This window comes from Pantoea sp. Morm, from assembly GCF_016643525.1.
GTDB classification, from domain to species: Bacteria; Pseudomonadota; Gammaproteobacteria; order Enterobacterales; family Enterobacteriaceae; genus Pantoea; species Pantoea dispersa.
The window spans coordinates 25,129-48,107 of the sequence record NZ_VOQX01000014.1; the positions used below are offsets into that span (position 1 = coordinate 25,129).

General features: G+C 59.2%; 23 protein-coding genes. 7 read left to right on the forward strand and 16 right to left on the reverse strand.

Annotation, left to right across the window (positions count from 1 at the left end; translation table 11 throughout):
• Nucleotides 1-88: 88 nt before the first annotated feature.
• A complete protein-coding gene (locus tag FT726_RS07330; protein WP_288425041.1) occupies nucleotides 89-592 on the forward strand; it encodes a GNAT family N-acetyltransferase in 504 nt (167 codons plus the stop codon).
• Nucleotides 593-649: 57 nt separating this feature from the next.
• Here the strand turns inward: FT726_RS07330 and ggt are convergent, their stop codons facing one another.
• Nucleotides 650-2,401 (reverse strand): gamma-glutamyltransferase, encoded by a 1,752-nt coding sequence (ggt, locus tag FT726_RS07335; RefSeq protein WP_021507998.1) that lies wholly within the window; start codon nucleotides 2,399-2,401, stop codon nucleotides 650-652.
• Between the two features lie 203 nt (nucleotides 2,402-2,604).
• Here ggt and FT726_RS07340 point away from each other — a divergent pair, with 203 nt between their 5' ends.
• Nucleotides 2,605-2,901: a DUF2756 domain-containing protein gene (locus FT726_RS07340; protein ID WP_058757576.1), complete on the forward strand. Its 297-nt coding sequence runs from the start codon at nucleotides 2,605-2,607 to the stop codon at nucleotides 2,899-2,901.
• Here the strand turns inward: FT726_RS07340 and ugpQ are convergent.
• From ugpQ to FT726_RS07390, 10 genes are all read right to left on the reverse strand, one after another.
• A complete protein-coding gene (gene ugpQ / locus FT726_RS07345) occupies nucleotides 2,898-3,641 on the reverse strand; it encodes a glycerophosphodiester phosphodiesterase (RefSeq protein WP_104187819.1) in 744 nt (247 codons plus the stop codon). The two genes, FT726_RS07340 and ugpQ, sit on opposite strands and share 4 nt — an antisense overlap.
• Nucleotides 3,638-4,711: a sn-glycerol-3-phosphate import ATP-binding protein UgpC gene (locus FT726_RS07350; RefSeq protein ID WP_058757577.1), complete on the reverse strand. Its 1,074-nt coding sequence runs from the start codon at nucleotides 4,709-4,711 to the stop codon at nucleotides 3,638-3,640. Before FT726_RS07350 ends, ugpQ begins: the two co-directional genes overlap by 4 nt.
• Complete coding sequence (ugpE, locus tag FT726_RS07355; RefSeq protein WP_021508002.1) at nucleotides 4,712-5,554, reverse strand: sn-glycerol-3-phosphate ABC transporter permease UgpE; 843 nt, start codon at nucleotides 5,552-5,554, stop codon at nucleotides 4,712-4,714.
• A complete protein-coding gene (gene ugpA / locus FT726_RS07360) occupies nucleotides 5,551-6,441 on the reverse strand; it encodes a sn-glycerol-3-phosphate ABC transporter permease UgpA (protein ID WP_058774944.1) in 891 nt (296 codons plus the stop codon). The genes ugpE and ugpA overlap by 4 nt, the downstream gene beginning before the upstream one ends.
• 61 nt (nucleotides 6,442-6,502) lie before the next feature.
• Entirely contained in the window at nucleotides 6,503-7,819 is a 1,317-nt protein-coding gene (ugpB, locus tag FT726_RS07365; protein WP_058757579.1) for a sn-glycerol-3-phosphate ABC transporter substrate-binding protein UgpB, read from the reverse strand.
• A gap of 292 nt (nucleotides 7,820-8,111) precedes the next feature.
• On the reverse strand, nucleotides 8,112-8,825 hold the full coding sequence (gene livF, locus FT726_RS07370) for a high-affinity branched-chain amino acid ABC transporter ATP-binding protein LivF (RefSeq protein WP_010615896.1): 714 nt from the start codon (nucleotides 8,823-8,825) through the stop codon (nucleotides 8,112-8,114).
• Nucleotide 8,826: 1 nt separating this feature from the next.
• A complete protein-coding gene (gene livG / locus FT726_RS07375; protein ID WP_021508005.1) occupies nucleotides 8,827-9,594 on the reverse strand; it encodes a high-affinity branched-chain amino acid ABC transporter ATP-binding protein LivG in 768 nt (255 codons plus the stop codon).
• Nucleotides 9,591-10,862, reverse strand: a complete 1,272-nt coding sequence (locus FT726_RS07380) for a high-affinity branched-chain amino acid ABC transporter permease LivM (protein ID WP_059009892.1) — start codon at nucleotides 10,860-10,862, stop codon at nucleotides 9,591-9,593. Before FT726_RS07380 ends, livG begins: the two co-directional genes overlap by 4 nt.
• On the reverse strand, nucleotides 10,859-11,785 hold the full coding sequence (livH, locus tag FT726_RS07385; protein ID WP_010615899.1) for a high-affinity branched-chain amino acid ABC transporter permease LivH: 927 nt from the start codon (nucleotides 11,783-11,785) through the stop codon (nucleotides 10,859-10,861). Before livH ends, FT726_RS07380 begins: the two co-directional genes overlap by 4 nt.
• Before the next feature lie 150 nt (nucleotides 11,786-11,935).
• Nucleotides 11,936-13,063, reverse strand: coding sequence for a branched-chain amino acid ABC transporter substrate-binding protein (locus tag FT726_RS07390; protein WP_021508007.1), 1,128 nt, complete (start codon nucleotides 13,061-13,063; stop codon nucleotides 11,936-11,938).
• Nucleotides 13,064-13,466: 403 nt separating this feature from the next.
• On the opposite strand from FT726_RS07390, the gene panM reads away from it, so the two are divergent.
• Nucleotides 13,467-13,853, forward strand: a complete 387-nt coding sequence (gene panM, locus FT726_RS07395; protein WP_021508008.1) for an aspartate 1-decarboxylase autocleavage activator PanM — start codon at nucleotides 13,467-13,469, stop codon at nucleotides 13,851-13,853.
• A 221-nt stretch (nucleotides 13,854-14,074) separates the two neighbouring features.
• On the opposite strand, the gene rpoH is transcribed toward panM, so the two are convergent.
• The 4 genes from rpoH to ftsY form a co-directional block, all read right to left on the reverse strand.
• A complete protein-coding gene (gene rpoH, locus FT726_RS07400; RefSeq protein ID WP_021508009.1) occupies nucleotides 14,075-14,932 on the reverse strand; it encodes an RNA polymerase sigma factor RpoH in 858 nt (285 codons plus the stop codon).
• Nucleotides 14,933-15,172: 240 nt separating this feature from the next.
• The gene (gene ftsX, locus FT726_RS07405) at nucleotides 15,173-16,159 is read right to left on the reverse strand and encodes a permease-like cell division protein FtsX (RefSeq protein ID WP_058770000.1); all 987 of its coding nucleotides are present in this window, start codon (nucleotides 16,157-16,159) and stop codon (nucleotides 15,173-15,175) included.
• Nucleotides 16,149-16,817, reverse strand: a complete 669-nt coding sequence (gene ftsE, locus FT726_RS07410; RefSeq protein WP_021508011.1) for a cell division ATP-binding protein FtsE — start codon at nucleotides 16,815-16,817, stop codon at nucleotides 16,149-16,151. The genes ftsX and ftsE overlap by 11 nt, the downstream gene beginning before the upstream one ends.
• Before the next feature lie 5 nt (nucleotides 16,818-16,822).
• The gene (gene ftsY / locus FT726_RS07415; RefSeq protein WP_282995455.1) at nucleotides 16,823-18,334 is read right to left on the reverse strand and encodes a signal recognition particle-docking protein FtsY; all 1,512 of its coding nucleotides are present in this window, start codon (nucleotides 18,332-18,334) and stop codon (nucleotides 16,823-16,825) included.
• A gap of 231 nt (nucleotides 18,335-18,565) precedes the next feature.
• On the opposite strand from ftsY, the gene rsmD reads away from it, so the two are divergent.
• Both rsmD and FT726_RS07425 read left to right on the forward strand, forming a co-directional pair.
• On the forward strand, nucleotides 18,566-19,165 hold the full coding sequence (gene rsmD / locus FT726_RS07420; RefSeq protein WP_262264536.1) for a 16S rRNA (guanine(966)-N(2))-methyltransferase: 600 nt from the start codon (nucleotides 18,566-18,568) through the stop codon (nucleotides 19,163-19,165).
• Entirely contained in the window at nucleotides 19,155-19,421 is a 267-nt protein-coding gene (locus FT726_RS07425; RefSeq protein WP_021313674.1) for a DUF1145 family protein, read from the forward strand. Before rsmD ends, FT726_RS07425 begins: the two co-directional genes overlap by 11 nt.
• A 43-nt stretch (nucleotides 19,422-19,464) precedes the next feature.
• Here the strand turns inward: FT726_RS07425 and FT726_RS07430 are convergent, their stop codons facing one another.
• Nucleotides 19,465-19,821 (reverse strand): DUF2500 domain-containing protein, encoded by a 357-nt coding sequence (locus tag FT726_RS07430; RefSeq protein WP_021508014.1) that lies wholly within the window; start codon nucleotides 19,819-19,821, stop codon nucleotides 19,465-19,467.
• 162 nt (nucleotides 19,822-19,983) lie between these two features.
• Here FT726_RS07430 and FT726_RS07435 point away from each other — a divergent pair, with 162 nt between their 5' ends.
• Both FT726_RS07435 and FT726_RS07440 read left to right on the forward strand, forming a co-directional pair.
• On the forward strand, nucleotides 19,984-20,613 hold the full coding sequence (locus tag FT726_RS07435; protein ID WP_021508015.1) for a lysoplasmalogenase: 630 nt from the start codon (nucleotides 19,984-19,986) through the stop codon (nucleotides 20,611-20,613).
• Between the two features lie 92 nt (nucleotides 20,614-20,705).
• A complete protein-coding gene (locus FT726_RS07440) occupies nucleotides 20,706-22,970 on the forward strand; it encodes a zinc/cadmium/mercury/lead-transporting ATPase (protein WP_346302627.1) in 2,265 nt (754 codons plus the stop codon).
• The last annotated feature ends 9 nt before the right edge of the window (nucleotides 22,971-22,979 follow it).

Genomic DNA, 22,979 nt, shown 5'->3' on the forward strand with positions numbered 1-22,979 from the left:
CCTTTCCCGATTTTTTTACCGTTGACGCTGCGCGCGAATTCCCTGATGTTAAAGGGGATTTCATTCACTGAGTGTAAGGAGCTGCTTTATGAGTCAGGTTACTGTTCGTCACGCAACGCCCGAAGATGCCGCCGTTCTGACGCGTATCTATAGCCAGCCGGAAACCCAGGCGGGCACGCTGCATCTGCCGTATCAGTCACCGTCACTCTGGCAGGAGCGGCTCGCGAATCCCCGTCCCCATGTCACCATGCTGGTGGCCTGTATTGACGGGCAGGTTGTCGGTCAGTTGACGCTGGAAGTTATGGCGGTGGCACGCCGCCGTCACTGCGCCACTATCGGCATGGGCGTTGATCCGGCATTCCATCGGCGCGGCGTGGGTAAAGCGCTGATGGCGGCGATAGTGGATCTGTGCGACAACTGGCTGCAGGTCACGCGGATTGAACTGACAGTGTTTGCGGATAATTACCAGGCCATGGGTTTGTATCAGCAGTTTGGTTTTGAGATTGAAGGTACCGCCAGAGGTTTCGCGGTCCGCGACGGCCAGATGATCGATACGCACTACATGGCGCGTCTGAAAGGGAATGCGCGATGAATCGCGCCGCTACCGGCCGGTGCACGGTGAGGTAGCGGCGCAATTTATTGCGCGACGTTAATACCCGGCACTCAAATCATCCACCGAGCGCGGGTCGGATGCGCCGTAGCGCATGCCGTCCGGGCCAATCATGATGCTCTGCGTGCTGCCCATCGCCGGCAGCACTTTCACATGCTGACCTTTTGCTTCCAGCAGACGCAGCGTATCCGGGCTGAAGCCCTTCTCGACGCGCAGCTGATCCGGCAGCCACTGATGGTGGAAGCGCGGCGCATTGGTGGCTTCCGCCACGTTCATGCCGAAATCGATACTGTTCACCACCATTTGCAGCACGGTGGTGATAATCCGACTACCGCCCGGGCTGCCGGTCACCAGCCAGGTTTTACCGTCTTTCGCCACAATGGTTGGCGACATTGATGACAGCGGACGTTTGGCCGGCTGGATCGCGTTCGCCTCACCGCCCACCAGGCCATAGACGTTTGGCGTGCCCGGCTTGGCAGAGAAATCATCCATTTCATTGTTCATCAGAATGCCGCTGTTACCGGCCACCACGCCGCTGCCAAAGTAGGTATTCAGCGTATAGGTCACCGCCACCGCGTTGCCGTCTTTATCCACCACCGAGAAGTGGGTGGTTTGATTGCTCTCGTACGGTGCCAGCTTACCGGGCTTGATGTCGGCTGAAGGGCGCGCCTTGTTGACGTCAATCTGCTGGGCCAGCGTTTTGGCGTAGGCTTTGCTGGTCAGCGCCTGCTGCGGCACCTTAACGAAGTCGGGATCGCCGAGATACTCGGAGCGGTCGGCGTAGGCATATTTTTCCGCTTCGGCCATAACCTGCATCGCGTCCGCGCTGCCGAAGCCCCATTTCGCCAGGTCGAAGTTTTCCAGGATATTGAGGATCTGCACAATATGAATGCCGCCGGACGACGGTGGCGGCATGGAGAACACCTCGTAGCCACGGTAGCTGCCGCTTACCGGCTTGCGTTCCACTGCGCGGTAGGCCGCCAGATCCGCCTTGCCAATCAGTCCGCCGTGCTGCGCCATTTCGGCAGCGATCTCATCGGCAATTTTGCCTTTGTAGAAAGCATCCGGCCCCTGCTGAGCAATCAGCTGCAGGCTGTGCGCGAGGTTTTTCTGCACCAGGCGATCGCCCTTCTGGTAAGGCTGACCGTCGGCTTTATAGAAAATAGCGCGACTGTTGTCGTGGTTGATCAGGTTCTCTTTACCGTAGGTAGCGAGATCGTCAGCCAGTGCATCGTTAACGATGATGCCGTCGCGCGCCAGTTTGATCGCCGGCGCCAGCAGCGTGCTGAGCGGCAGCGTGCCATACTTTTGCGCCGCCAGGGCAAAACCGGCTACGGTTCCCGGCGTGCCGGACGCCAGATGAGAAGTGAGTGATAACTTACTATCCGCGTTGCCCTGCTTATCCAGGAACATATCGCGCGAGGCACGCGCCGGCGCCATCTCGCGGAAATCAATGGCGGTGGTGCGGCCGGCAGCGGTGCGCAGCAGCATAAAGCCGCCACCGCCCAGGTTGCCCGCCTGCGGGTGAGTGACCGCCAGCGCAAAGCCCACCGCAATCGCTGCATCTACCGCGTTACCCCCCTGTTTGAGGATATCGACGCCCACCCGGGTTGCCATGGCGTCCACTGATGCAACCATCCCGTGCTGCGCTTTCACCGGGTGAAAGGTGTCGCTGTCGACGCCATATGACACCGGCGGTGCGCTGGCTGGCGCCGCCTGCGCCCCCTGCACCACGGTAAAACTCATTAACAGCGCCCAGCCGAACTGGCGCACACCGTTATGTATCCTCATCCCGCCACCATCCTTTCAGTTGTTTACATTTGTTATTGATTGCTGCAAGTGTTTGCAAATACTGTAAAAAAGATAGCAGTTAAGCCAAATTAGGTGCACTCCTGGTTTTGGGGTTTGTGATATCGCATAAACTTATGGTTGCGGCGGTTGCTGCCGGGTGGCGAGCAACCTCACACAGCAGGCCGCACTGATGGAGGAACACCATGAAAAAATGGCTGATTGTTATCGCGGCACTGATGCCGCTGAGCGGCATGGCGAACATGCTGAACAACACTAACCAACCGAATCAACCCGGCTATAACCCAAGCCAGCAGCGGATGCAGACGCGCATGCAGGTCCAGCAGCAGCAACAGCAGCAGCAGTTGCGTCAGGATCAGCAGCAGCAAAATCAGGAGATGCAGCGTAAGCTGCAGGAGCGGCGCGATAGCGCCCGGCAGCGCGTGATTCAGTCGCAGCCGGGCCAGCAGAACAGCAATACACAAACGCAGTACGGCAATTAACGGAAGTCCGGGCCGATAGCATCAATGCGATCGGTACAGATGGCATCCACGCCCCAGCTCAGCAGCTCGCGCGCCCGCGCGGGCTGATTCACGGTATACACCAGAATACGCAGACCGGCGGCTTTAAGCGCGGCGGTGCGTCCGGCGTCCAGTAAGCGATGATTTAAATGGATGGAGACGCAGTCGAGCGCGGCGGTAAGCGTCTGCCAGTCGTCGTGCCACTCATCCAGCAGCAGGCCGCGCGGCAGCTCCGGCGCGGCCTGCATCGCCGCTTCCAGCGCCGCGTACGAGAACGAGGACAGCAGCGGTGCCGTTTGTCCCTGCCACAGCGTTCGTGCGGCCAGCGCCACATCACGTCCGGTTTCCACCTCTGTACCGCTGCTGGGTTTGATCTCAATGTTGGCCATCATCTGATGCTGGCGGCAGCGCGCGGCCACCTCGCTCAGCAATGCCAGCGGTTCACCGTCAAATTCACGGCTAAACCAGCTGCCGGCATCCAGCTGCGCCAGCTGCTGCCACGGCAGATCGCCCGCCACGCCCCAGCCGTTGCTGGTGCGGTCCAGCGTGTCATCGTGCAGCAGGAAAATCTGCTTATCCTGTGACAGTTTAGCGTCGAATTCGATCATGGTATGACCGTAGTGCGCGCCAACATCAATCGCCGCCAGGGTGTTTTCCGGGGCCAGCTTGCCGCCGCCGCGATGCGCAACAATGTGCGGATAGGGCCAGTTTTTTACACTCATTCCAGACGCTTTCCATGGGTAGAATCGAAGAAGTGTAACGCATCTGGCGGCAGTTGTAGCCACAGGCTGCTGCCAGCCTGCGGCCGCTCGCTATGCGGCAAACGCACCACCAGCCGCGTGTTGCCAATGTGGCCATGCGCAAGATTGTCCGCGCCGAGGATCTCCAGCGTATCCACCACCAGCGGCACACCGCCGGCCTCACGGCTGCTGAGCTGAATATGCTCGGGACGAATGCCGAGCGTCAGCGGACGGTTGGCCCATCGCGCTTTGCCGGCGCCGAGCGGCAGGCTGTTGAGCGTGTCGAGCGTAAAGCGCGAGCCATCGCTATTGATCTGACCGGGTAGCAGGTTCATCGCCGGCGCGCCGATGAACGACGCAACAAACTGACTGGCCGGACGCTCATACACCTCCACCGGCGTGCCCACCTGCTCCACCACGCCTTTATTCATCACCATCACGCGCTGCGCCAGCGTCATGGCTTCAACCTGATCGTGCGTGACGTACAGGCTGGTGGTTTTCAGCCGGCGGTGCAGTTGCTGCAGCTCCAGACGCATCTGCACGCGCAGGCGCGCATCCAGGTTCGACAGCGGCTCATCAAACAGAAACACCGCCGGTTCCCGCACGATGGCGCGGCCCATGGCCACGCGCTGACGCTGGCCGCCGGAGAGCTCGCGCGGACGGCGCTGCAACAGGTGATCAAGCTCCAGACTGCGCGCCGCATCCATCACCCGCTGGGTAATCTGTTCCTTGCCCATGCCGCGGATCTTCAGGCCGTAAGCCATGTTTTCTCCCACCGTCATGTGCGGGTAGAGCGCGTAATTCTGGAATACCATGGCGATGCCGCGATCTTTCGGCTCCATGTCGGTGACGCGCCGATCATCGATGTAGATATCGCCCGACGTGACGCGCTCCAGCCCGGCCACCATGCGCAGCAGCGTCGATTTTCCACAGCCGGATGGGCCGACCATCACCATAAATTCACCGTCATTGATGGTGATGTTCAGCGGCTGAATGATTTGGTTTTTGCCGTCATACGATTTCGTCACGGTCTGAAGGGTTACCGCTGCCATCTATTTCTCACTCTCCACCAGGCCACGCACAAAAGCGCGCTGCATCACAAGCACCACCACCACCGGTGGGATCAGGGTTAATAACATCGCCGCCATCACTTCGTTCCACTGCGTCGGACCGCCGCTGGTGTTGATCATACTTTTCACCCCCGCCACGGCAGTGCTCAGGCCGGCATCGTTGATGATCAGCAGCGGCCACAGATACTGGTTCCAGCCGTAAATAAAGGTGATGACAAACAGCGCGGCGAGATTGGTTTTTGACAGCGGCAGCACGATATCCCAGAAAAAACGCATCGGACTGGCGCCGTCAATGCGCGCCGCTTCAATCAGCTCATCCGGCAGCGACATAAAAAACTGGCGGAACAGGAACGTGGCGGTCGCGGAGGCCATCAGCGGCAATGTCAGACCGCTGTAACTGTCCAGCATGTGCAGCGTGGAGATCACCTCCACCGTCGGGAAAATACGCACTTCTACCGGCAGCATCAGGGTGATAAAGATCAGCCAGAAAAACAGCGTGCGCAGCGGAAAGCGAAACCACACCAGCGCAAACGCCGAGAGCATCGACACCGTGATTTTGCCCACGGTGATGCCCAGCGCCATGATCAGGCTGTTCAGCATCATCAGGCCAAACGCCGCGCTGCCGTTGACGCCATCGCGCCAGATGTGGGTGATGTTGTCGATGAGATGCGGGCCCGGCACCAGCGTCATCGGCACCTGATACACCGCGTTGTTATCCAGCGTCGCGGCGACAAACGCCACGTACAGCGGGAACAGAATGGTCAGCACCCCCAGCGCCAGCAGCGTGTGGGCGAAGATATCCAGCCCGCGTCGGTTTTCAATCATTGGTATTGCACCTTACGCTCGACAAAGCGGAATTGCAGAATGGTCAGGCCGATAACCAGCAGCATCAGCACCACCGACTGCGCGGCGGACGACGAGAGATCGAGCCCGGTGAAGCCTTCGCGGTAGATTTTATAGATCAGCGTGGTGGTGGCCTGTACCGGCCCACCGCCGGTAGCGGCATCAATCACCGGGAAGGTGTCGAAAAAGGCGTAAACCAGATTCACCACCAGCAGGAAAAAGCTGACCGGCGTAATCAGCGGCAGCGACAGATTAAAGAAACGGCGCACCGGTCCGGCACCGTCAATCGCCGCGGCTTCCACCAGCGATTTAGGAATGGACTGCAGCGCGGCAAAGAAAAACAGGAAGTTGTAGCTCATTTGCTGCCAGATCGACGCAAGTACAATCAGGAACATCGCCTGACCGCTGTTCTGCGCATAGTTCCAGTTGTAGCCAAACTGGTTCAGCAGATGGCTGAACAGCCCCAGCCCCGGATTGAACAGGAACATCCACAGCACCGCCGCAACCACCGGCGCTACCGCATAGGGCAGCAGCAGCAGCGTCTGATAGAGCTTTTTCAGCCGGATAACGTAATCCACCAGCGCCGCCAGCAGCAGCGAGAATGTCATGCCGCATACCGTCACCAGCGCGCTAAACACGAGGGTGGTCCAGAACGAATCAAGGTAGTAGTCGTCACTGAACAGGCGGCGGAAGTTATCAAGGCCAACAAAGGTGCTGGAGATGCCAAACGGATCGATGCTTTGCAGCGAGTACCACAGCGCCTCTCCGGCGGGCCAGAGAAAAAAGATCGCGGTGATCGCCAGTTGCGGTGCCACCAGCAGATACGGCAACAAACGGGCGCGGAAAACCGGACGTGATGATGAGGACATAGCAGGCTCGTCAGAATGAGACAGCGGGACGGACTTACCCGTCCATCCCGCCATTACGGAGTTACTTCACTTGCTGTTCAAAGCGACGCAGCAGTTCGTTGCCGCGTTTCACCGCGTTGTCCAGCGCTGCCTGTGGCGACTGTTTGCCGGTCCACACTCCTTCCAGCTCTTCGTCGACGATGGTACGAATCTGCGGCATGTTGCCCAGACGCATCCCTTTGGTGAACGGCAGCGGATCTTTATTCAGCATCTGCCGCGTGGCGATGTCCGCGCCCGGGTTTTTGTCATAGAAGCCCTGCTGTTTGGTCAGCTCATAAGCCGCGGTGGTGATCGGCAGATAACCGGTTTTCTGGTGCCATTCTGCCGCGATATCCGGCTGGGCGAGGAACTTCATGAACTCCGCCGCACCTTTATAAGTCGCTGCATCTTTGCCTTTCATCACCCACAGGCTGGCGCCACCGATAATGGCGTTCTGCGGTGCGTTCGGCACGGTGTCATCGTACGGCATCATGCCCACGCCAAAGTTGAATTTGGCGTAATGCTTAATGTCGGCCAGCGAACCGGATGAGGCGGTGGTGATACCGCAGTCGCCGTTATAGAACTTGGACGTCGACTCATCTTTACGGCCAAAGTAAGTGAAATCACCTTTCTTATTCATCTCTTCCAGCAGCTGGATGTGGCGCACCTGCACGGGTTTGTTGAACTCCAGCACCGCGTCGGTACCGTCAAAGCCGTTGTTTTTGGTGGCAACCGGCAGGCCATGCCAGGCGCTGAAGTTTTCGATCTGAATCCAGCCCTGCCAGCCGCTGGCATAGCCGCAGCTCATGCCGGCTTTACGCAGCGCGGCGGCATCCTGCGCCAGCGCCTGCCAGGTTTTCGGTGGCTGATCCGGGTTAAGACCGGCTTTTTTGAACGCGTCTTTGTTGTAGTACAGCACCGGCGTGGAACTGTTAAACGGCTGCGAGATCAGCTGGCCGTTGCTGTCGCTGTAGTAACCGGCAACGGCAGGGACAAACTGTTTCGGGTCCATCGGCACGCCGGCGTCTTTAAACACTTCATGCACCGGCACGATGGCTTTAGAGGCCATCATGGTGGCGGTGCCCACTTCGTAAACCTGCAGAATGGCCGGTGCCTTACCGCTGCGCACCGCAGCGATACCCGCGGCCAGGCTCTGCTCGTAGTTGCCTTTGTAGGTCGGAACGATTTTGTAATCCGGGTGAGCCTGGTTAAAACGCTGTGCCAGAGAATCGACTTCTTTGCCTAACTCGCCTTCCATTGAGTGCCAGAAAGGGATTTCGGTAGCAGCCAGCGCATTACCGCTGATCGCCAGACCGAGCAGCAGACTCATCAGGCGGGGACGAAGCGTAAAAGCGGACATAAGGGTTTCCTGTGCTTGTGGCGCGCGCGATATCACGCATTTTTTGTTCGCGAAGTAACATGACACGAGGAAATGACGGAAAAATAACAGGATTATGACGGGAGTGTGACGGGATAAGCGCAGGGGCGATGGAGTGTAAGTGGGTGGGAATTATTTGTTATTCCGCACTCCGGTTAATGACCGTCGGCGGCGCAGTCAGATTACGGGCGGACAGCGCGCAGCCACCGCAGCGTACATGTAGTACGTGAGGATGGCGAGCACTGCCCAACCGCAATCTGACAAGTAAGCCAGGTCAGGCGCCTAAATACGCGCTTCTCACCGCTTCATTGGACAACAACGCTTCACCGCTATCCTCCAGCACCACGTGGCCGTTCTCCAGCACGTAACCGCGATCGGCCAGCTTAAGCGCCTGGTTGGCGTTCTGCTCGACGAGGAAGATGGTCATGCCCTCTTTACGTAGCTGTTCGATGGTGTCGAAAATCTGCTGGATAATGATCGGCGCCAGACCCAGCGATGGCTCGTCCAGCAGCAGCAGGCGCGGCTGGCTCATGAGCGCGCGGCCAATCGCCAGCATCTGCTGCTCACCGCCGGACATGGTGCCGGCGCGCTGCACTTTGCGCTCCGCCAGCCGGGGGAACAGCTGATAAACGCGCTCAATGCGCTCCTGATACTGCTGACGCGTCGCGAAAAAGCCGCCCATCGCTAGGTTCTCTTCCACCGTCATGCGCGAAAACACGCGCCGGCCTTCCGGTACGATGGCAATCGCTTCACGCATGATTTTTGCCGTCTGCCAGTCGGTAATGGTTTTGCCATCAAAGGTGATGGTGCCACTGGTGGCGCGCGGTTCGCCACACAGCGTACCGAGCAGCGTGGTTTTGCCTGCGCCGTTAGCGCCAATCAGCGTCACGATTTCGCCCTGGCTGATGTGCAGATTAATGTTATGCAGTGCCTGAATCGGGCCATAGTGCGCACTGACGCCCTGTAAAGTTAAAATCGGGTTCGCCATGTTACGCCTCACCTAAATAAGCACGGATCACATCCGGGTTGTTACGCACTTCTTCCGGCGTACCGTTGGCCAGCGGCGTTCCCTGATTCACCACATAAATGCGGTCAGAAATGCCCATCACCAGTTTCATATCGTGTTCAATCAGCAACACCGTCACCTTGTGTTCGCCGCGCAGTTCAGCGATCAGCTCATCCAGCTCGTGCGTTTCGCGCGGGTTGAGGCCGGCCGCCGGTTCGTCGAGCATCAGGATTTCCGGACGCGTCACCATGCAGCGGGCGATCTCCAGCCGGCGCTGCTGGCCGTAAGCCAGATTGCCGGCCTGGCGGTTAGCCAGTTCCAGCAGGCCAATGCGCTCCAGCCAGCTGGCCGCGCGGTCCAGCGCTTCGCTCTCGCCGCGCCGGAACGCCGGGGTTTTAAACAGCCCGGAGAACACGCCGCTTTTCAGATGCTGATGCTGCGCCACCAGCAGGTTTTCAATCACCGTCATCTCACGGAACAGGCGCACGTGCTGAAAGGTCCGCACCACGCCCATGCGCGCGATCTTCTGCCCCGGCAGGCCCTGCAATGGCTGATCGCGCAGTTTGATGGTACCGCCCGTTGGCTTATAGAAACCGGTCAGGCAGTTGAATACCGTGGTTTTCCCCGCCCCGTTCGGGCCAATCAGCGAGACGATCTCCTGCGGATGCAGTTCCAGCGCCACGTTGTTGACAGCCAGCAGGCCGCCGAAGCGCATCATCAGGCCTTCAACGGCTAATAAAGGCTGACTCATGCCTGCTCTCCTTGTTTTGCCTGTTTCAGCTTCAGGTGCGGACGCTTCATCGGCAGCAGCCCCTGCGGACGCCAGATCATCATCAGCACCATCAACCCACCGAGTACCAGCATGCTGTACTCGTTCAAATCACGCATCAGCTCGCGCGACACCACCAGCAGAATCGCGGCCAGGATCACCGCCAGCTGCGAACCCATGCCGCCCAGCACCACAATCGCCAGCACAAACGCGGACTCGACAAAGGTGAAAGATTCCGGGCTGACAAAGCCCTGACGCGCGGCAAACAGCGTACCGGCGAAACCGGCGAACACCGCGCTGATGGTAAAGGCCGTCAGCTTGATGCGCGTTGGGCTGAGACCGAGCGAACGGCAGGCGATCTCATCTTCACGCAGCGCTTCCCACGCACGCCCCAGCGGCATGCGCAGCAGACGATTGATGACGAACAGCGTCAGCACCACCAGCAACAGCGCCACCAGATAAAGGAAAATCACGCGGTGATTGGGATCGTACGCCAGGCCCGTCAGATCGTGGAAGGTGGTCCAGCCGCCTTCACTGACGCGCCGGCCAAATTCAATACCAAACAGGCTCGGCTTGGGAATCTGCGCGATTCCATTGGGACCGCCAGTGATTGATGTGCTGTTCAGCAGCAGAATACGCACGATCTCACCAAAGCCGAGCGTCACAATCGCCAGATAGTCACCGCGCAGCCGCAGCACCGGGAAGCCCAGCAGGAGGCCAAAGGCACCGGCAACAATGCCGGCCAGCGGCAGACTTTCCCAGAAGCCAAAACCGTAATAGTGATTCAGCAGCGCAAAGGTGTAAGCACCGATGGCGTAAAAGCCGCCGTAGCCCAGCACCAGCAGGCCGGACAGGCCCACCACCACATTCAGGCCGAGGCCGAGCATCACGTAGATCAGCGTCAGGGTGGCAATATCCACGCTGCCGCGCGACACGAAGAAGGGCCAGGCAACGGCGGCAACAATCACCAGCAGCATCAGCAGCTTTTGTTTTGGTGTCGAACCGTCAAAACCCGGCAGCACCAGCCCTTTGCCACTGCGCTTGAACTTGCCCTGCAACAGCGGACGCAGCAGCTGGAACACAAACACCACTGCGCAGCCGAGGAAGATCCAGTTCCAGCGCACGGCGCCCGCATTCGCCACCACCAGTTTGGTGCCGTCGAGATCGAGGCGCATACCCATAAAGAAGCTGGCGAGTACCAGCAGCATCACCGTGGAGACCACGGCGTTAACCAGACCGAGGCGTTTCATACTTTCTCTACCTCCGGACGGCCCAGGATACCGGTTGGCATCACCAGCAGCACCACGATCAGCAGCGCGAACGACACCACGTCTTTATATTCGGTCGACAGATAGGCTGACGTCAGCGCTTCCGCAATGCCCAGCACCAGGCCGCCAATCATTGCGCCCGGAATGCTGCCGATACCGCCCAGTACCGCCGCGGTAAAGGCTTTCATGCCGGCCATAAAGCCGATGAACGGGTTAATGGAGCCGTAAAACTGCCCCAGCAGCACGCCAGCCACGGCCGCCATCGCTGCGCCGATCACAAAGGTCAGTGAGATGACGCGGTCGGTGTTGATGCCCAGCAGGCTGGCCATTTTCAGGTCTTCAGCGCAGGCACGGCAGGCGCGGCCCATGCGCGAATAGCGAATGAACAGCGTCAGCGCCAGCATCGCGAGGAAGGTGACGACCCAGATAACCAGCTGCATGGTGGTGAGCGTGGCGGCAAAGCCGTTGCTCTCACCCAGCGTCCACTGGCCGGTAATCAGACTGGGCAGTGCCAGATCACGCGAGCCCTGCGTCAGGCTGACGTAGTTCTGCAGAAAGATCGACATACCAATCGCCGAGATCAGCGCGATCAGGCGTTTGGAGGAGCGCACCGGCTTATACGCCACGCGCTCAATGCTCCAGCCATAGGCGCTGGAGATAATCACCGCCATCACGAACCCGGCAGCAATCATCAGCCACGAGGTGTCGATACCCATCATCATCAGGGCGGCAATCACGATAAAGGAGACATAACTGCCGATCATGTACACCTCGCCGTGGGCGAAGTTGATCATGCCGATGATGCCGTAAACCATGGTGTAACCGATGGCGATCAGCGCGTAGGTGCTCCCGAGGGTGACCCCGTTGAACATCTGCTGAATGAAATAGAGAAACTGCTCGGACATAGTGAGGACCTGCATGTAAACGGGAAATCCCCGGTGCGTTCGGCACCGGGTTAGGGTGAGAGCACCGCGTCGCAGCGCCTCATTCAGCGCGTGCGCGCGGTGCCGCACCCTGCCCTCGCCCATCAGGAGAGGGACAATTCAGGAGCGTGCTTACTTAACTGCGGTAGAAGAACCGTCTTTGTGCCATTTGAAGACGCCAAATTCGAAGCCCTTCAGATCGCCCTTCTGGTCCCAGCTCAGGTTACCCATCACGGTGGGCACCGGCGCACCCTCTTTCAGGTTTTTAGCAATCGCATCAGGCTCATCGCTTTTGCTGCGCTCAATGCCCGCCACCAGTGACTGAATAGCCGCATAGGTGGTCCAGACGAACGGGCCGGTTGGATCTTTGCGGTTTGATGCGCTGTTGGCTTTGATCGCGTCCACAATCGCTTTGTTGTCTGGCAGCTGGTCGTAGCGCTTCGGCAGCGTCACGTACAGGCCTTCAGAGGCGTCACCCGCGATGTTAGACAGGGAAGCGTTGCCGACCCCTTCTGGTCCCATAAAGCCGGCTTTCAGACCGGCCGTTTTAGCCTGACGCAGAATCTGGCCCAGCTCCGGGTAGTAACCGCCGTAGTAAACGAAGTCAACGTTCTCTTTCTTCAGGCGCGCAATCAGCGTGGAGAAGTCTTTATCGCCAGCGGTGATCCCTTCGAACAGCACTACGTTGCCGCCTTTCGCCTTCAGGGTTTTCTGCACGGATTCCGCCAGGCCCTGACCGTACTGCTGCTTGTCATGTACCACGGCAATACGTTTTGGTTTGATCTGATCGAGGATGTAGTTGGCCGCGGTCGGGCCCTGGTCGGAATCCAGACCGGTGGTACGCATCACGTCGGCATAGCCGCGCGCGGTCAGTTCAGGCGCGGTAGCCGCCGGGGTGATCATCAGAATGCCTTCATCGTTATAAATGTCTGATGCCGGCTGAGTGGAGGAGGAGCACAGGTGGCCGATAACGTATTTGATGCCGTCATTGACCACTTTGTTGGCCACCGCAACCGCCTGTTTCGGGTCACAGGCGTCGTCATATTCTACGCCGACCAGCTTGTCGCCGTTTACGCCGCCTTTGGCGTTGATGTCCTTGATCGCCTGGGCCGCACCGGTGAACTGCATGTCACCGTACTGCGCCACCGGGCCGGTTGCCGCACCGACAATTGCAATTTTGATGTCTTTCGCCAGTACCGCATGGCTCATCGCCAGCGCTACGCAACCCGCCAGTAATGCGCGTCCTTTACTCATTTTCATGCGAACTTCCCCATCTGTTGTGTCGTGTCTGTTGTGATTGGTTATTTATCTGCCAGTCAAAGAGCAAAACTGATTTGAGAATAATGAGTTAGCGCTCTTTTCTGGCATTTTTTGTTAAGAAGGCTTTATTTTTCAGGTTATTAAACAGGAACTTTCTTCTGTAAATCAACTGACATATTCAGTAAAAGCTGACAGGAACAGCAGATTACTCTGGTTTTTATGGCCGGTTTTTCACCACCAGGCCAGCGCGTTATGCTGGCTTTTTCAGCGATCGATGCGGGCTTACTCCACAATCCTGGCAAAGTGGCTGGCATTTGACCTCTTTTCATCGCAAAAAAGTGACAGCGCTCTGACTGTCTAAATTCGCTACACTAAGGCCTTTCTGCCAGTACAGGTAAGGGTTATGAAGCTCACTATTCAGCGCATCAGCACGCTGACGCCGCAGGATCGACTGGATTTAGCCAAAGTCTGGCCGCAGCAGGATATCGCGCAGCTGGAAGCCAGCCTCAGTGAAGCGCAGCGGCTGTATGCAGCGCGCTTTAACGATCGCCTGCTTGGGGCGCTGCGGCTGGAGATTCGCGGCACGCTGGGCAAGATTACGCAGCTGGAAGTGCGTGAAGTCACGCGGCGGCGCGGCGTAGGGCAGTATCTGCTGGAAGAGACAATAGCGCAGAACAGCGCGCTGGATCACTGGTGGGTTGCCGATGACGGCGAAGACGATCAGCGCGTACGCGCGGCGTTTATGCAGGCGTGTGGTTTCCGCGCGCAGAGCGACGGGTGGGTGCGTTAAGCGGCGATTTTACGCCGTGCAGAGCGGTGCGCATGAATGCGCAGGACGAGTGTACAGATTGCGTGGGATCGTGATTAACGATGCCTATGCATGCGTGTCCTGTAGGGTCGCCATTCATGGCGACCGTGCTGTAATCCGCACAGGTCATAAGTCATCGCCGGTTATTACGCGCATAAAAAAGGGCGACCCGCTGGTCGCCCCATTTATCTGTCAGCCGTTAATCAGGCTTCAATCGCCATACGCAGTTTCTTCATGGCGTTCTTTTCCAGCTGACGCACGCGCTCGGCAGACACACCGTACTGGTCGGCCAGCTCCTGCAGCGTGGTTTTGTTGTCATCATCCAGCCAGCGGGCGCGGATAATGTGCTGGCTACGCTCATCGAGGCTCAGCATTGCATCGCTCAGCTTGTCAGCGGCATGCGCATCCCAGTTATCTTCTTCAATGCCGTCGGCAAAGTCAGAGGTTTTATCCTGCAGATACAGCACCGGTGCCATCGGCTTGCCTTCGCCCGCATCGTCATCAGACGACATGTCGAAGGTCATATCCTGGGCCGCCATGCGCGACTCCATTTCCAGCACGTCTTTGCTGCTGACACCCAGCTCGCGCGCCACCATTTCGACTTCATCCTGATTGAACCAGCCGAGACGCTGCTTGGTTTTACGCAGGTTAAAGAACAGTTTGCGCTGTGCTTTGGTGGTGGCAACTTTCACGATACGCCAGTTACGCAGCACGTACTCGTGAATCTCCGCTTTGATCCAGTGCACGGCAAACGACACCAGACGCACCCCGACTTCCGGGTTGAAGCGACGCACCGCCTTCATCAGGCCGATGTTACCTTCCTGGATCAGGTCCGCCTGCGGCAGGCCGTAACCGGAATAGTTACGAGCGATATGAACAACAAAGCGCAGGTGAGACAGGATCAGCGTCTTAGCTGCATCCAGATCGCCCTGGTAATGCAGCCGCTCAGCCAGTGCTTTTTCCTCTTCTGCCGTTAATACCGGCCAGTTGTTAGCAGCCCGGACGTAAGATTCCAGGTTGCCCAGAGGAGCAATCGCTAAAGTTTGCATTTCTTTGGTCATTCAAACCCTCACAAATTCAATGGACTTGCTGCTCGTTTCCCTGCGCAGCCGTTACATTATGTCAACGACGCGTGAAAACCAAAAGCAATCTGTGCTACTTGGACGTCAAAGTTATCCACAAGTTCAATTATAGCAGTGAATATTTTACTCACAGATGACGGCGGGGGAAATCGGAGAAATCCTCTGCTCCCAGGTCGTCGGCAGCAGAGGAAGAGTATATCAAAAAATCGTTGCTATGGGTTACTGCGGCGTAAAACGACGTAAATGTTGCACCGTCGCCAGCCAGGCGGCAATCCAGCCGATGATGGCCGCGATTAACAGCAGCAGCAGACCTTCATCCCACGAAAAGCCCTCCAGCGCGAAGCTGGTACCGAAGACGGAGGCGACCTGCGCCACCACCGACTGCAGGCGCAGCACCAGCACTTCCGACAGAATCAGCGACAGCACCGCACCGCTGAAACCGAGCAGCGCGCCGCCGTAGAGGAAGGGCCGCAGAATAAAGCCATCGGTCGCGCCAATCAGCTTCTGCACATTGATGGTGTCGCGCCGGGCAAAAATGCTCAGGCGCACGCTGTTGCCAATCACCAGGAACACCGCCACCACCATCAGCAGGCCGATCATTGACGCCACCTGCCCCACCAGCCCGGTGAGTGCGGCTAAACGCGCAAACCAGCTGTCATCCATGCGTACTTCATCCACGCCCTGCACTTTCGCCACGCGATCGCGCAGATTGGCCATGGTATCGGAGTTCTGGAAGTTCAGCTTCGGCGTGATGATCGCCACCGCCGGCAGTGGGTTCTGCTCCAGCATATCCATCGCACCACCAAAGCCGGACCAGTTGCGGAACTCGCTTTGCGCCTCTTCACGCGTCAGGTAGTTCACCTTGTCCACGCCATCAAGCTTTTTCAGCTCGGCGGTCACGTTCTCTGCCGCCGTGTCATCCAGCGCTTTGTCGAGGTAAACCGTCAGCTGCGGCGCCGGGTACCACTGCGCGGCGGCCTGGCTGACGTTTTTCCACACCATGTAGCACACGCTGGGCAGCGTCAGCGAAATCGCGATCACCATTACCGTCAGCAGCGTCGCCAGCGGCTGACGATACATGTCGGACAGCGTACCGCGCCACGCGTAGCGCCACTGCTCCTGCCAGCCGCCCTTCAGCGCTTTGCTCTTTGACGGCTGCTTCGCCGCTTTCGGCGCAGCCGGACGCTTGTTACGTTTATTGACCATCGTGGCCTCCGTGCAGACGTCCCTGATTAAGCGTCATCACGCGATAATTGCGGCGTGCGATCAGCCCGATGTCGTGCGTCGCCATCAGTACCGTAACGCCCACGCGGTTGAACTCTTCAAACAGGCGCAAAATATCTTCTGACAGCGCGTTATCGAGGTTACCGGTCGGTTCATCCGCCAGCAGCACCGCCGGTTTATTCACTACCGCGCGGGCAATGCCGACGCGCTGCTGTTCACCGCCAGAGAGCTGAATCGGATAACTTTTTGCTTTGTCGAGCAGGCCGACTTTGTCCAGCGCCGCCGACACGCGACGGCGAATATCCTCGCCGCTGGCGCCGGAAATAATCAGCGGGATCGCCACGTTGTCGTAGACCGAACGATCCATCAGCAGGTGGTGATCCTGGAAAATCATGCCGATCTGGCGGCGCAGAAAAGGCACTTCGCTGTGACGCAGCCGGGAAATATCGTGACCGCTGAACCAGATCTGCCCGGCGCTCGGGCGCTCAATGCCACAAATCAGCTTCAGTAAGGTACTTTTCCCCGCCCCTGAGTGGCCGGTCAGGAACGCCATCTCACCGGGACGCAGATGGAAATCCACGCCCTGTAGCGCCTGGCGTCCTCCCAGATAAGCCTTACTGACCTCTTCAAAGCGAATCATGCCAATTATTCCTCTCGGGCAAACAGTGCCTCAATAAAATCGGCGGCCTTAAACGGCCGTAAATCTTCGATGCCTTCCCCGACACCGATATAACGAATCGGAATGCCAAACTGATCGGCAACCGAGAAGATCACGCCACCTTTTGCGGTGCCGTCGAGCTTGGTCAGGGTGATGCCGGTCAGGCCGACCGCTTCGTGGAACAGCTTCGCCTGGCTGATGGCGTTCTGGCCGGTGCTGGCGTCGAGCGTCAGCATCACCTCATGCGGCGCGTCTTCGTCCAGCTTCTTCATCACGCGGGTGATTTTTTTCAGCTCTTCCATCAGGTGCGCTTTGTTCTGCAGGCGTCCGGCAGTATCAGCGATCAGCACGTCAACGTGGCGCGATTTTGCCGCCTGGATGGCGTCAAAAATCACCGATGCGGAATCCGCGCCGGTGTGCTGGGCGACGACCGGAATATTGTTGCGCTGGCCCCACACCTGCAGCTGTTCCACCGCCGCCGCGCGGAAGGTGTCACCCGCCGCCAGCATGACGGACTTGCCCTGTGCCTGATACTGACGCGCCAGCTTACCGATGGTGGTGGTTTTGCCCACGCCGTTAACGCCAACCATCAGGATAACGAACGGCGTTTTGCCCGCCACATCCAGCGGGGCATCAACCTTTTCCAGAATGCCGGCCATTTCGGCCTTCAGCAGGCCATACAGTGCTTCGGCATCGCGCAGCTGTTTACGGCTGGCCTGCTGCGTCAGGCTGGTGATGATGCGGCGCGTGGTTTCCACGCCGACGTCGGCAATCAGCAGCTGCTCTTCCAGCTCTTCAAACAGCTCGTCATCGATTTTCTTGCCGCGGAACAGGCTGATAAAGCCGGAGCCAAGGTTTTCACGCGTTTTAACCAGGCTGCGTTTCAGGCGGGCAAAGAAGCCCTCTTTAGTGGGGCGCTCCTGCTCCTGGGCCACAATCGGCGCGGCCGCCAGCGGCAGATCGCTCACGGTGTCTGGCGCCGTGCTCTCTTCGGCCGCGTCTTCAGCGTAGGTTTCCGCTAACGCCAGCGCTTCCAGCTCTTCATCGCTCAGCGGTGCGTCTGCGTCCTCGGCGGCTTCTGGCTGAGGTTTCTCAGATAACACCGGTGCTTCAATAATCAGTTCTTCAGCCTGCGGCTCCTCTTCAACCGGCATCGCCTCCGGCTGCGGATGATCTTCCGGCAATACCTCTTCTTCAATCGCGCTGACCGCCGTGGTTTCTGCATCATCAGCGTTAGCGTCGGATTCGGATTCTGCTTTCGCGACGGGATGCCTTGCCGCGTCGGCGTGAACCGGTGATTCAGCCTGCTGCTCTGCCACCTGTTCGGTGACGATCACGGTTTCGGCGGCCTGCGCTTCGGCGCTTGCTAACGCGCTCTCTTCAGCGGCGGGTGCCGGTTGATCGGTCGGCTGCTGCTGCGCCTGCTCTTCCGCTGGCTGCTGCTCTTCTTTGCCAAAGCCCAGCCAGGAAAAAAAGCCGCGTTTTTTCTCTTTTGCCATTGTGTGACCACACTCCTCGATGGCTTATTCCCGGTAGCACGCTGTTCCCAGGGGATAAAAAATTCACTTTTTCGCGCGTGAGCGGCGTAAAAATCAGGCAATTACGTCCGCTTTATCAACTTAGTAGTCTAACACTTTCCTGCCAGCGCACCACAGCACCCTTTTTTAACGTTTCTTCTGCCTGCTACGCCCGTTAAACTACGCAACAAATTATGACGAGTTGTGAGCGAAATGAGTAAATCCCCCCGCAACAGCGGCGCGGCAGGCCAGATTCGCCTGATTGGCGGACAGTGGCGCGGCCGCAAATTGCCGGTGCCGGACAGCGCCGGCCTGCGCCCGACCACCGATCGCGTGCGTGAAACGCTATTCAACTGGCTGGCGCCGGATATCCAGCAGGCGCGCTGCCTCGATTGCTATGCCGGCAGCGGCGCGCTGGGTTTAGAAGCGCTGTCGCGCTATGCCGCCTCCGCGACCCTGCTGGAACTGGAACGTCACGTGGCGCAGCAGCTGACGCAAAACCTGCACACGCTGCGTGCCACCAACGCCAGCGTCGTCCAGACCAATACGCTGCAGTGGCTGAGCCAGCCCGGCGAGCCATTCGACGTGGTGTTTGTTGATCCGCCGTTCCGCAAAGGCCTGCTGCAGGAGACACTGACGTTGCTGGAGAACAATGGCTGGCTCGCCGCCCACGCGCTGATTTATGTTGAAAGCGAAGTGGAGCACGGCACCCCGCTGGCACCGGCTAACTGGGATCTGTATCGCGAGAAGATTGCCGGTCAGGTGGCCTATCGCCTCTATCAACGCCAACAGGAGACCGATGATGTGGCTTAATCTGGGACGTTTGCTGATGATTTGCGTCTGGGCATTTCTGCTGCTTAACCTGGTGCACCCTTTCCCGACGCCGCTGCGCTACTTTGTCCACGTTGCGCTGTTCTTTATGGTGGTGATGCACGGCCTGCAGCTGGTGCTGCTGCGTGCCACGCAACCAAAGGAAGCGCCAAAGCTGAGCCGCGCCACGCAGGCGAAAATCTTCTTCTTTGGCGTATTTGAACTGCTGGCGTGGCAGAAAAAGCACTATCCGTCGTAACGCAAGGCAGCGCGCGCGGCTTCAGCCCCGTGCGCTTTAGCGTCTATTGCGCCGGGGTAAAGCTGACAAAGCGCGTGCCCTGCATTTTCAGCTCGCCCTTCACGCCTTTGTCCATCTGGTGATAATCGCTGGCGCTGACGTTGACCTTAAAATCACCGGCGCCGTTCAGCGGATGGAACCAGGCTTCATACTTCATCTCTTCCGCCACAATCTCTTCGCGCTGACGCGAACGGCGATTGGGGGCCGGAAACTCTCGCTTGGTTTTCACTTCCACACTCATTGAGCGCACCGGTGAAGCGTCGTTGACCGCGGCTTCGCGGCGCTGCTTGATAAACTGACGGGTTGCCAGGATGGCAATTACAGCCAGGACGATAAAAAAGATTAGCGGTGGTTTGCTCATGTTTTCTCTCGCACTTTACGTCGGGGGTTAACAGATAAAAGACGCCAAAGCATACAACCAGAGTTGCCCGATTGTCACATTTGCCGCCAGTAACTTAAACTGAGATCGCGATTTTGGGAAAATTCATCAATGTGGGCGACACGTTCACAAAAGGGAGAAAAAATGCTTTGGTCTTTCCTTGCAGTCCTTTTTTCCGGTTGGCTGTATGTCGATGCCTCCTACCGCGGCCCGCAGTGGCAGCGCTGGCTGTTCAAACCCGTTACGCTGCTGTTGCTGGTTGCCTGGGCGTGGCAGGCTCCCACGCTTAACACCACCGACTACCTGATTCTGGCTGGCCTGGTCGCTACGCTGGTGGGCGATGCGTTAACCCTGCTGCCGCGTCAGCAGATGCTATATGCGCTCGGCGCCTTTTTCCTTTCGCATCTGCTGTACACCATCAGCTTTGCCGCGCACATGACCATGAGCTTCTTCTGGCCGATTCCGCTCACCTTCCTGGTGATTGGTATCATCGTGATCGCCATTATCTGGTCAAAACTGGATACGCTGCGCTGGCCGATCTGTACGCTGATTGGTATGACGCTGGTGATGAACTGGATGGCGGCGGAAAATTACTTCTTCCGTCCGACCGATTACAGTTTCTCGCTGCTGGTGGGTGCCGTGCTGCTGTTGCTGGCTAACATCGTGTGGTTTATCTCGCACTATCGCCGCCGCTTCAGTGCTGACAGCGCCATCGTTGCCGCCTGCTACTTCGCCGGTCACTTCATGATTGTGCGTTCGCTGTGGCTGTACTGAAAAAAGTGACCTCACCGCTTGACTCTGGAGTCCACTCCAGAGTGTAGCATGCAGACTGCGGGCAACGGCCCGCTTCTGCAACCGGAGGTCACATGCATCAACATGCCCACTCTTGCCGCTGTGGCAAATCACACCGTCAGCCCAGACCGCTGTGCGCGGTACGCAGCGTTCAGCCTGCATCCCTGACAATTTCCGCCGTTCAGCCTGTCGCCGCGTCCAGCGATTGCGGCTGCTGCAACAGCGATGACGACAGCCCCGGCGGCGACGCCGACAGCGACAGGCGCACGTCCGCGTCATACCAGTTCCGCTGGCAGATTGCCGGCATGGACTGCCCGAGCTGCGCCCGCAAAATCGAAACCGCCGTGCAAAAGCTGCCGCAGGTCGCCAGCGCGCGGGTGATATTCGCCAGTGAAAATCTGCTGGTGGAGGCGAACAGCGATATTCGTCCCGCTATCGAACAGGCCGTTAATGACGCCGGCTTTAGCCTGATTTCTAAAGACAGCCCGGCACCGGCGGCGCGCCGCTGGCGCGATAATGCGGCGCTCATGCTGCTCACGCTGTTGATGATCGCCAGCTGGCTGCTGAGCCAGCTCACGCCGCTGTGGGGCGATCGCCTGTTTGTGCTTACCACGCTGGTCGGTCTGGCACCGGTAGCGCGCAGCGCGTGGCAGGCCATACGCAGCGGCTCACCGTTCAGCATCGAAACTTTGATGACTCTGGCCGCCGCGGGTGCGCTGGTGATTGGCGCCCACGCCGAAGCCGCCATGGTGCTGCTGCTGTTCCAGCTGGGAGAACGGCTGGAAGCTTATGCCGCCGCGCGGGCACGCCGTGGCGTCACCGCGCTGATGGCGCTGCGTCCGGACACCGCCACGCGCGTCAATGGCACACAGCGTGAGCAGGTGGCACTGGCGGCGCTGCAGCCCGGTGATGTGATTGAAGTAGCGGCAGGCGGTCGTCTGCCCGCCGATGCCGAGCTGCTGCACGCCAGCGCCAGCTTTGATGAAAGTGCGCTGACCGGCGAATCGCTACCGGTGGCCCATCAGCCGGGCGATGCCGTGATGGCAGGTGCCACCAGCGTGGATCGGCTGGTGACGCTGCGCGTGACCTCACAGCCGGGCCACAGCGCTATCGACCGCATTCTGCAGCTGATAGAAGAAGCTGAAAGTCACCGCGCGCCGGTGGAGCGTTTTATCGATCGCTTCAGCCGCCTCTACACGCCGGCCATCATGCTGCTGGCACTGCTGGTGATGGTGCTGCCGCCGCTGCTCGGATTAGGCGCCTGGCTGCCGTGGATCTACAAAGGGCTGACGCTGCTGCTGATTGGCTGTCCGTGCGCGCTGGTGATCTCCACGCCTGCCGCTATCACTTCCGGCCTGGCGGCGGCGGCTCGCCAGGGCGCGCTGATTAAAGGCGGCGCGGCGCTCGAACGCCTCAGCCGGGTGCAGGCGCTGGCGTTTGATAAAACCGGCACCCTGACCGCCGGTAAACCGCAGGTTACCGACGTGCAGCCGTTTGGCGCGGATGCACAGCAACAGCTGCTCAGCCTCGCGGCCGCTATCGAGCAGGGCTCCGGCCATCCGCTGGCGCGGGCGATAGTGGCGGAAGCGCAGCGCCAGCAGCAGGTGATTCCACCGGCGCAGCATCAGCAAACGCTGGCCGGCAGCGGCATTCGCGCGCAGATTGACGGCGTGATGCACCAGCTGCTGGCGCCGCGTGATGCGGCGGCGCTGAGTGACGCGCAGCAGCAGCAGATTGCGCAGCTGGAGGCACAGGGCAAAACCGTGGTGGTGCTGCTGCGCGACGCACAGCCGCTCGGGCTGCTGGCGCTGCAGGATCGGCTGCGTGAGGAGGCGCGCAGTGCGCTGGCGGCGCTGCAGGCGCTGGGGATTCGCAGCGTGATGCTGACCGGCGATAATCCGCGCGCCGCCGCCGCGATTGCCGCCGAACTCGGCATCAGCTATCGCGCCGGTCTGTTGCCTGCGGATAAGGTAGCCGCCGTGCGTGAACTGGGCGAACAGCAGCCGCTGGCGATGGTCGGCGATGGCATCAACGATGCGCCAGCCATGAAGGCCGCGACGCTGGGGATTGCCATGGGCAGCGGCACTGATGTGGCGCTGGAAGCGGCCGATGCGGCTCTGACGCAGAATAACCTGGCGATTCTGCCGCGCACCGTGCAGCTGGCACGCCGCACGCGCGCCATTATCCGTCAGAATATTGCGCTGGCGCTGGGGCTGAAGGCGATTTTCCTCGTCACCACGCTGCTCGGTTTTACCGGCCTGTGGCTGGCGGTGCTGGCCGATTCGGGTGCCACCGCGCTGGTCACCGCCAACGCGCTGCGCCTGCTGCGTCAGCGCTGAGGCGGGCGG